The 397-nt window shown below is 56.2% G+C and carries 1 protein-coding gene; it reads right to left on the reverse strand.

What is annotated here, in order from left to right:
* On the reverse strand, window positions 1-397 hold a 397-nt coding region (locus BTA35_RS17380), incomplete at both ends, for a DUF3734 domain-containing protein (RefSeq protein WP_202931329.1).

Raw genomic sequence — 397 nt, forward strand, 5'->3', positions numbered from 1 at the left:
GAACCACTCCGGGTGGCCGAAGGAACGACGAATATCCTCGAGACCACTCGCCCAATGTTCGCCCATCGTGCTCTTGCTGAACTCATAGTCCTTGTAGTGCCCCTCGAACGCCTTGTTCTTGTAGATCAAATGCACGACGTTCACCGCGCTGCCATCCGCCGTTTTCTGCGCTTCCTGCAGGAGGGGATGGGTAAGCCGCACGTTCTCCGGAATATGCTCGAGCAGCGCCTTGATCATCTGTGCGTGCTTCTGATTCTGCGACATGAACGCCGTAATCGCCCGCGTACGGCTCGAATACTGAATGTCTTTGGTGCGTTCGCTGACGTCCAAGAGGTTGTCCGGCAATTTGCCTCGCGAGCTCCACAGATCGACCTGAAAAACGAGCGTGTCCTTATGC

Source organism: Oceanospirillum linum (assembly GCF_001995095.2).
GTDB classification, from domain to species: Bacteria; Pseudomonadota; Gammaproteobacteria; order Pseudomonadales; family Halomonadaceae; genus Oceanospirillum; species Oceanospirillum linum.